Genomic DNA, 3,533 nt, shown 5'->3' on the forward strand with positions numbered 1-3,533 from the left:
TGTTCTTTGAGAACTCAATAGTGTGTCGATGAATGTCAGTGCCAAATATTTTTTGGTTCTGTCTCTCATACCCCCGTGTGAGGGATGGACATTTTTTAGTCAGCTATTTTCCGGCTGGCGTTTTAGTTAGGTTTTCGGACTCTGGTTCGAGATACTTCCGATTTGCTCCTGTGGAGTGGATTGAGAGTCTTCAACGGAGAGTTTGATCCTGGCTCAGGACGAACGCTGGCGGCGTGCTTAACACATGCAAGTCGAGCGGTAAGGCCCTTCGGGGTACACGAGCGGCGAACGGGTGAGTAACACGTGGGTGATCTGCCTCGTACTCTGGGATAAGCCTGGGAAACTGGGTCTAATACCGGATATGACCACGAATCGCATGGTTTGTGGTGGAAAGATTTATCGGTGCGAGATGGGCCCGCGGCCTATCAGCTTGTTGGTGGGGTAATGGCCTACCAAGGCGACGACGGGTAGCCGGCCTGAGAGGGCGACCGGCCACACTGGGACTGAGACACGGCCCAGACTCCTACGGGAGGCAGCAGTGGGGAATATTGCACAATGGGCGGAAGCCTGATGCAGCGACGCCGCGTGAGGGATGACGGCCTTCGGGTTGTAAACCTCTTTCGACAGGGACGAAGCGCAAGTGACGGTACCTGTAGAAGAAGCACCGGCCAACTACGTGCCAGCAGCCGCGGTAATACGTAGGGTGCGAGCGTTGTCCGGAATTACTGGGCGTAAAGAGCTTGTAGGCGGTTCGTCGCGTCGATCGTGAAAACGTGCAGCTCAACTGCACGCTTGCGGTCGATACGGGCGGACTAGAGTACTGCAGGGGAGACTGGAATTCCTGGTGTAGCGGTGAAATGCGCAGATATCAGGAGGAACACCGGTGGCGAAGGCGGGTCTCTGGGCAGTAACTGACGCTGAGAAGCGAAAGCGTGGGTAGCGAACAGGATTAGATACCCTGGTAGTCCACGCCGTAAACGGTGGGCGCTAGGTGTGGGTTTCCTTCCACGGGATCCGTGCCGTAGCTAACGCATTAAGCGCCCCGCCTGGGGAGTACGGCCGCAAGGCTAAAACTCAAAGGAATTGACGGGGGCCCGCACAAGCGGCGGAGCATGTGGATTAATTCGATGCAACGCGAAGAACCTTACCTGGGTTTGACATACACCAGAAACACGTAGAGATACGTGCCCCCTTGTGGTTGGTGTACAGGTGGTGCATGGCTGTCGTCAGCTCGTGTCGTGAGATGTTGGGTTAAGTCCCGCAACGAGCGCAACCCTTGTCCTGTGTTGCCAGCGCGTTATGGCGGGGACTCGCAGGAGACTGCCGGGGTCAACTCGGAGGAAGGTGGGGACGACGTCAAGTCATCATGCCCCTTATGTCCAGGGCTTCACACATGCTACAATGGCCGGTACAGAGGGCTGCGATACCGTGAGGTGGAGCGAATCCCTTAAAGCCGGTCTCAGTTCGGATCGGGGTCTGCAACTCGACCCCGTGAAGTTGGAGTCGCTAGTAATCGCAGATCAGCAACGCTGCGGTGAATACGTTCCCGGGCCTTGTACACACCGCCCGTCACGTCATGAAAGTCGGTAACACCCGAAGCCGGTGGCCTAACCCCTTGTGGGAGGGAGCCGTCGAAGGTGGGATCGGCGATTGGGACGAAGTCGTAACAAGGTAGCCGTACCGGAAGGTGCGGCTGGATCACCTCCTTTCTAAGGAGCATCTGCTCAGCCTGCTCGAAGAGTCGAGTGGGGTTGTGCCAGAGCCACTTCGGACTCGAATGAAGTCCGGTGGTGCTCATGGGTGGAACGCTGACGTGGGCCGGCATCGAACTTCACTGCTCAGTCGGTGGAGTGCCGGATGTAGTCGACACACTGTTGGGTCCTGAAAGAACAGACGTTCTTTCCAGGCAAAAAATAGACTTGCTCGGATCTTCGTGAGTACCGCAGGGTTTTGGCTCTGGCTGGCTTCGAGTTTCGGATTCGGGTGGGTGTGTTGTTTGAGAACTGCACAGTGGACGCGAGCATCTTTGTTTGTAAGTGTGTAAGGGCGTACGGTGGATGCCTTGGCACCAGGAGCCGATGAAGGACGTAGGAGGCTGCGATAAGCCTCGGGGAGCTGTCAACCGAGCTGAGATCCGAGGATTTCCGAATGGGGAAACCCAGCACGAGTGATGTCGTGTTACCCGCATCTGAATATATAGGGTGTGTGGAGGGAACGTGGGGAAGTGAAACATCTCAGTACCCACAGGAAGAGAAAACAATAGTGATTCCGTGAGTAGTGGCGAGCGAAAGCGGAAGAGGCTAAACCGGTTGTGTGTGATAGACGGCAGTCGTTGCATAGCCGGGGTTGTGGGACCTGCTTTCTCAGATCTGCCGATCTGGGCGACAGTCAGAAAAGATCGCGTTAGTCGAATTGGTCTGGGACGGCCAACCGTAGACGGTGAGAGTCCGGTAGACGAAAACGTGTTCTCTGTTGTAGCAGGCACCCGAGTAGCAGCGGGCCCGTGAAATCTGCTGTGAATCTGCCGGGACCACCCGGTAAGCCTGAATACTCCCTGGTGACCGATAGCGGACTAGTACCGTGAGGGAAAGGTGAAAAGTACCCCGGGAGGGGAGTGAAATAGTACCTGAAACCGTGCGCTTACAATCCGTCAGAGCCTTCTCTTTTGAGTGGGGTGATGGCGTGCCTTTTGAAGAATGAGCCTGCGAGTCATCGGTGTGTGGCGAGGTTAACCCGTGTGGGGTAGCCGTAGCGAAAGCGAGTCCGAATAGGGCGTTTGAGTCGCATGTCATGGACCCGAAGCGGAGTGATCTACCCATGGCCAGGGTGAAGCGACGGTAAGACGTCGTGGAGGCCCGAACCCACTTAGGTTGAAAACTGAGGGGATGAGCTGTGGGTAGGGGTGAAAGGCCAATCAAACTCCGTGATAGCTGGTTCTCCCCGAAATGCATTTAGGTGCAGCGTCACGTGTTTCACACTGGAGGTAGAGCTACTGGATGGCCTAGGGGGCCCACAAGCTTACCGAAGTCAGCCAAACTCCGAATGCCGGTGTGTGAGAGCGTGGCAGTGAGACTGCGGGGGATAAGCTTCGTAGTCGAGAGGGAAACAGCCCAGATCGCCGGCTAAGGCCCCTAAGCGTGTACTAAGTGGAAAAGGATGTGGGGTCGCTGAGACAACCAGGAGGTTGGCTTAGAAGCAGCCACCCTTGAAAGAGTGCGTAATAGCTCACTGGTCAAGTGATCCTGCGCCGATAATGTAGCGGGGCTCAAGTACACCGCCGAAGCCGCGGCACTCAGTCATTATCTTGCTTTCGAGCCAGGAGACTGGGTGGGTAGGGGAGCGTCGTGTAGCCAGGGAAGCAGCGGGGTGACCTAGTTGTGGAGGCTGCGCGAGTGAGAATGCAGGCATGAGTAGCGAAAGACGAGTGAGAAACTCGTCCGCCGAATGACCAAGGGTTCCTGGGCCAGGTTAATCCGCCCAGGGTGAGTCGGGACCTAAGGCGAGGCCGACAGGCGTAGTCGATGGACAACGGG

2 rRNA genes are annotated in these 3,533 nt (G+C 56.5%); both read left to right on the top strand.

What is annotated here, in order from left to right:
- Positions 1–190 precede the first annotated feature (190 nt).
- Positions 191–1,709: ribosomal RNA gene (locus ON37_RS05825) — 16S ribosomal RNA — on the top strand.
- Positions 1,710–2,030: 321 nt separating this feature from the next.
- Positions 2,031–3,533 (top strand): 23S ribosomal RNA (locus ON37_RS05830); the annotation flags it as partial.

Source organism: Nocardia veterana NBRC 100344, from assembly GCF_000308855.1.
In the GTDB taxonomy this organism is placed as follows: domain Bacteria; phylum Actinomycetota; class Actinomycetes; order Mycobacteriales; family Mycobacteriaceae; genus Nocardia; species Nocardia veterana.